The sequence below is a fragment of the Geitlerinema sp. PCC 9228 genome, assembly GCF_001870905.1.
GTDB lineage: Bacteria > Cyanobacteriota > Cyanobacteriia > Cyanobacteriales > PCC-9228 > PCC-9228.
Window position 1 is genome coordinate 1 of the sequence record NZ_LNDC01000042.1, and the last position, 5,156, is coordinate 5,156.

Sequence of the window (5,156 nt, forward strand, 5' to 3'; positions counted from 1 at the left end):
GGACCAACCGACGAAGACGAAGCGATCGCGCTTCAGCCAATCGTCGAGTACGTCAAACCAGCCGCGTTCTACTTGCGGACGTTCTACAGCTATCGTCATTGTTTGCTCAAACCCTTTTGCTTTATAAGAAATCGCTTGGGATTCTTAATTAAGTTAACATAAGTATATATTAATCGCAGGAGAAAATTCGTAAAGCCTCCTACGAAAACATAATAAAATTTTAATTCCGTGCCTGTTTGCCTACCCTGTAACGAATTGTAAATCCAAGGAAGAGAGTGTATCTCCTATGACAGCGAATACGGTTTCCACCAGCGATCGCGTTTGGCGTCAGCCAATTAAAGGGTCTCGGCGTCCCAGCAACTATTTCTGGGCTGTGGTCGTCACCGGCGGTGCCACGGGATTTCTGCTTTCGGGCATTTCCAGCTACACCCAAGTCAACCTGCTACCGTTTTCCGACCCCACCCAACTGGAATTTTTGCCCCAAGGCGCGGTCATGGGGTTTTACGGCGTTGCCGGTTTGTTGCTGGCACTGTATCTGTGGCTGACGCTGCTGTGGAATATCGGCGGCGGCTACAACGAGTTTAACCGCGAAACCGGCAAAGCCAAAATTTTCCGCTGGGGATTTCCCGGCAAAAACCGCCGCATTGAAGTGGAATGCAACCTCGAAGACATCCAATCGGTACGCATTGAAGTCAAAGAAGGACTCAACCCCAAACGCGCCCTCTACCTCAAAGTCAAAGGGATGCGCGAAATTCCCCTCACTCCAGCCGGCGGAGAACCCATGCGGCTATCGGATTTGGAAAACCGCGGTGCCGACCTAGCCCGCTTTTTGCGCGTACCGCTCGAAGGGTTGTAAAGTTGGTTCTACAATGGCAAACCGCACAGATGCCGTCTGTATCTTTTTTCAAAGATGGGAAGAACCGTTTACCATAGCTTGCTGGCTGGATGGCTGGCGATCGCCCTTTTTCTGGGAGGATGCAGCCGTTCCCCCAGCCAGGGCACAACCACAAACGAGGAGTTTAGCCATTTGCCGCGCTTAAACGGAAAAGCCACTGTGGTGATGGTGGTCCAGAACCGCCCCATCACCATCGAACTGCGGGGCGATGCTGCCCCCATTACCGCGGGCAACTTTGTCGATCTGGTTCGCCGTGGCGTATACGACAACACAGCTTTTCACCGGATTGTCAAACAACCGGAACCGTTTGTGGTGCAAGGGGGCGATCCCCAAAGTCGCGACCCGCAATTTCCCCTATCGAAGCTGGGAACCGGTCATTTTGTCGATCCCGAAACCTCTCAGCCTCGTTATATTCCTTTAGAAATTTTGCCCCAGGGCGCCGACGAACCGGTATACAACCAAACCTTCTCCGAAGCTGGCATTACTGCCCCACCGGTGTTGCGCCACCAACGTGGTGCCGTCTCCATGGCGCGATCGCAAATGCCCAATACTGCTTCGGCACAATTTTTCTTTGCGTTGGCGGATTTAGAATTTCTCGATGGCAACTATGCTGTATTCGGATACGTAACCGAAGGCATGCAGGTCGTCGATACCATTCAAAAAGGCGATCGCATTCAATCGGTGCAAGTTGTAGAAGGATGGGAGAATTTGCAACGGTCTTGAGCGCCCAACAGTATCAAAAGAGCATCAATAGACCCGTCATTACGGGAATCGGCGCTGTGTCGTCGTTGGGGGAAGATTTGCGATCTAGCTGGAGGCGGCTGCTAGCGGGAAAAACCGGCGTTACCTGCCAACAGCCATTTGCCGACCTACCCCCTTTTCCTTTGGCTTTGTTGGGCAATCGCCCTACCAATGTGCCCACACTGCTAGAAAAAACCGTTCGTGCTGCGATCGCCGATGCCCAACTTTCGGTGCCCCTGCCCGATTGTGCCGTGGTTATCGGTTCCAGCCGTTCCCAACAAAGTCGCCTAGAAGAACTAGCCCACCGCTACTACCAATCGTCGCCGCCTGTTGCCACAGATTTTCTCGACAATTGGCTGCCAGCCTTCCCCGCCGAAACCTCCATGGCAGCCGCGCGGCAAATTGGCTCCCAAACAGCGGTGCGATCGCCCATGGCAGCCTGTGCCACCGGATTGTGGGCGATCGCTCAAGCCTGCGAACTCATTGCCACCGGTACCTGCGAACAAGCGATCGCTGGTGCCGTAGAAGCCCCCATCACCCCCCTCACCCTAGCCGGTTTTCGCCGTATGGGCGCTTTAGCCACCACCGGCTGCTATCCCTTCGACCGCCATCGGGAAGGATTTGTCCTCGCCGAAGCTGGTGCCGTTTTCGTCTTAGAAACCCCCGCACGAGCCCAAAAACGGCAAGTGCCCGCCTACGCTCAAGTCTTGGGCACCGGATTTAGCGCCGATGCCTACCACATAAGCGCTCCCACCTCAACCCCCGAAAGCGCCATTCTTGCCGTCAAACAATGTTTGGCAGCCAGCCATCTCAATCCAGAAGATATCGACTACATCCACGCCCACGGCACCGGCACCAGCATCGGCGACGCCCGAGAAGCCACCCTCATCCAAAACCTATTTCCCGAAACCGTATTGGTCAGTGCCACCAAAGGCGCCACCGGGCATCCCTTAGGTGCTTCCGGAGCCGTCGGTGCCGCTTTTTCCCTGTTAGCATTGCAACAGCAGACCGTGCCCCCCTGCGTGGGATTGCAACAACCAGAATTTCCCCAAATCCATTGGGTGCAAAAATCCCAACCAGCCCCCCTCAACCAAGTTCTCAACTTTAGCTTTGGCTTTGGTGGTCAAAACGCCGTCGTCGCTTTGGGCAAATCACCTTTTTAAGCCAAATCCGATGCGTACAAATCACATTTGAAATACAGGAGTACCGAGGAGGGAAAAAACCACAAGAAGTTTTCGCCTTAGCCTGGGGAATTTTTCGGGTCTTCGCAGTGCGGATTTCGTATGAAACCAAATTTTCAGACAAATCTCAGCAATCCTTTATGGGATTTCCCCCAGACCAAGCCAGCGACAATGCCACAATGGAACATAGTAGGGGCGAACGATCTTACTTCCTGCCACAAAAACGCCATAGCAAGTAGAAACCTTCCCCCCCCCAGAACAGATAACGCTCGAACATTCATGGTTGACCTCGCCCGCAAAAATCTGTTGGAAGATATTCCCCGCCTGCTCGTTGCCCAAGCGGGGATTATGTTCGCCGTCAGCTTGGTAACCATCGAAACCGGTATTTTCAACGGTTTTGTGCGTTCCACGGCTTTAATTATCGATAAATCCGAAGCCGATATTTGGGTGGCTTCCGAAGAAATGATCCACCTCAGCCTCACTACCCCCCTACCTGTAGAACATTTGCTGCAAGCACGCCAAATCCAAGGGGTAGACGCCGCAGAAGGCTTATTGATGCGTTCGGCACGCTGGCGCACTTTTCAAGGGGAAATTGCCCCCGTGCAGGTGATTGGCTTCGATCCCCAAGGGGAATTGTTTTCCCCCTGGAACGTAGAATCCGGTCAGGTGAGCGATTTAACTGAACCCTATACAGCGATAATAGACAGTTCCGTGCAAAACGCTTTGGATGTAAGTGCGGTAGGCGACGAGGCAGAGGTCAATTTTTTGCCCGTTGAAGTGGTGGGGATTACCCAGGGCAACCAATCCATCGTTTCCAGCCCGTTTTTATATACTTCCCTATCTACAGCCAACGCCTACTTGAACGCGCGGTTAAAATCCTCCGTCAACTGTACTATCCAAGACGGTAACATTCGCTGTACCAACATTTACGAACGCAATCGCGATTCTAAAATTACCGAAGACCCTCCCCCAGAACCACCCCCCCTGCAAGCCTCCGACTTGGTAACCTATATTTTGGTCAGTGCCGAATCCGGTCAGGATGTGGAGCAGTTAAAACAACGCTTGGAATCGAAACTGGTAGGCGTTCGTGCCTACACCCGCGAAGAAATGGCCAATCGCACCCGCGATTACTGGAAAACCCGCACCGGCATTGGCTTTATCCTGGGATTGGGAGCAGCCGTCGGCGTCGTGGTTGGTGTGGTGGTGGTCGGACAAATTTTATACGCTTCCGTCTCCGATAATATTAAAGAATTTGGCACCCTGAAAGCTATGGGTGCCAGCGATCGCGTTTTGTACGGTGTCATCATCGAACAAGCCCTCTGGATGGGCGTTTTCGGCTACATTCCCGGCATGCTCCTTTGTCTGGCAATTAGTAGCATCTCCTACAGCACCCAAGGCATTTTAATCCTCATCACCCCCACCACCGCCATTGCTGTTTTCGGCATCACTACGGTCATTTGCGTTAGCGCCGCCGTTTTTGCCATCCAAAAAGTCTTCCGCATCGATCCCGCGATCGTGTTTAAAGCCTGAGCGTGGGGGCGTGGGGGCGTACCGAGCGTACCGAGCGTGGGAGCTTGGGAGATATAATTGGTTGTTTTCTCCGATGCCCCGATGCTCCGAGTTAGAGTCGATGCCGGGGTCACCCCCGGACACCTCTCCTTCAAAACCGGACTTGACAGTTTCCCGCTCTAAGGCTCCTGGGAACGGGTCCACTGACTAAGGTTTATAGGGATTTCTCCCGTAGTCCCTTACCTTCTGAGTTTTCACCCCTTGAGGTCAATTACCTCATATACAGACCTCACCAAATGGTGGGTATTTGTCATATACAGGGCTAATCATCCGAAGGTTTACCCGTTTCACCGTCCGAGGTCGGCATATTCTTAGCATTACCTAAGACATTAGCTTCTTCGGACATCCTTCCTCCTTTACAACGATACCGTTAGGTCGGCTTCTCGAATCAAATTCGAGGGGTCAATAAAGGAGCTACTTCGTTCCCAAGCTAAATTGGTAGTGGGGTTAGGCTCTGACTTTCCTCCGGGTTTATTGTCAGTGCATAAGGGTCGTGGAGCAATACGCCCTTGACCAATATCCTTTGCCTTTTGGCTCCAGCTTGACAGCCGCTTAAAGCTGGTTGGGCATGACGAAGGTTCAAACATCAGTTTACCTTTCGATTAGCCATATCCACTTGCTAGGAGGGATTCCCGATACGACTACGGGTTACCTCCGTTTTACCCGGCTTCAGCTCTGAGATCCTACCCCAGCACTGCGGGTAATGCTTTCAACCAATGCACCTTGGCGGGAGGACTTTCACCTCCATTTAACTTGAGTTGTCTGGGGTT

At 52.7% G+C, this 5,156-nt stretch carries 4 protein-coding genes; all 4 read left to right on the plus strand.

Annotated features, from left to right (window positions below):
• Positions 1 to 286: 286 nt before the first annotated feature.
• The 4 genes from AS151_RS02845 to AS151_RS02860 all read left to right on the plus strand — a co-directional run bounded on the left by AS151_RS02845 (position 287) and on the right by AS151_RS02860 (position 4,347).
• Positions 287 to 856 carry a photosystem I assembly protein Ycf4 gene (locus tag AS151_RS02845; protein ID WP_071515562.1) on the plus strand — a complete coding sequence of 190 codons (570 nt, stop codon included), beginning with the start codon at positions 287 to 289 and terminating at the stop codon, positions 854 to 856.
• Between the two features lie 54 nt (positions 857 to 910).
• Entirely contained in the window at positions 911 to 1,618 is a 708-nt protein-coding gene (locus AS151_RS02850) for a peptidylprolyl isomerase (protein ID WP_071515563.1), read from the plus strand.
• On the plus strand, positions 1,594 to 2,799 hold the full coding sequence (locus tag AS151_RS02855) for a beta-ketoacyl-ACP synthase (protein WP_071515564.1): 1,206 nt from the start codon (positions 1,594 to 1,596) through the stop codon (positions 2,797 to 2,799). Before AS151_RS02850 ends, AS151_RS02855 begins: the two co-directional genes overlap by 25 nt.
• A gap of 297 nt (positions 2,800 to 3,096) precedes the next feature.
• Positions 3,097 to 4,347 (plus strand): ABC transporter permease, encoded by a 1,251-nt coding sequence (locus AS151_RS02860; RefSeq protein ID WP_071515565.1) that lies wholly within the window; start codon positions 3,097 to 3,099, stop codon positions 4,345 to 4,347.
• Positions 4,348 to 5,156 lie beyond the last annotated feature (809 nt).

Bases quoted from the DNA above. Each gene is read 5' to 3' on its own strand.
- AS151_RS02845 (WP_071515562.1), top strand. From the start codon at position 287: ATGACAGCGAATACGGTTTCCACCAGCGATCGCGTTTGGCGTCAGCCA.
- AS151_RS02850 (WP_071515563.1), top strand. From the start codon at position 911: ATGGGAAGAACCGTTTACCATAGCTTGCTGGCTGGATGGCTGGCGATC.
- AS151_RS02855 (WP_071515564.1), top strand. From the start codon at position 1,594: ATGGGAGAATTTGCAACGGTCTTGAGCGCCCAACAGTATCAAAAGAGC.
- AS151_RS02860 (WP_071515565.1), top strand. From the start codon at position 3,097: ATGGTTGACCTCGCCCGCAAAAATCTGTTGGAAGATATTCCCCGCCTG.